1 protein-coding gene is annotated in these 252 nt (G+C 56.3%); it reads left to right on the plus strand.

Going from position 1 to position 252, the window contains the following annotated elements:
* A partial coding sequence (locus KI210_RS08635) for an ABC transporter permease subunit (RefSeq protein WP_212781467.1) occupies window positions 1-252 on the plus strand: 252 nt, incomplete at both ends.

Raw genomic sequence — 252 nt, forward strand, 5'->3', positions numbered from 1 at the left:
CTTCATTGCGGAAACGATCAGAGCAGGGATCAATTCCGTCGGCGACGGACAAAGGGAAGGCGCACGAAGCAACGGGATGACCTACGTGCAGGCCATGAGATACGTGATTCTGCCGCAGGCCTTCAAAGCAGCGCTGCCGCCGCTGGGGAACCAGTTCATCAACCTGATCAAGAACTCGTCGGTCTTGTCGTTCGTAGCAGGCTTTGACCTGATGTACCAAGCCGACACGGTGGCCTTTTCCACGTATCAGGT

Source organism: Lactobacillus corticis, assembly GCF_018327645.1.
GTDB classification, from domain to species: domain Bacteria; phylum Bacillota; class Bacilli; order Lactobacillales; family Lactobacillaceae; genus Lactobacillus; species Lactobacillus corticis.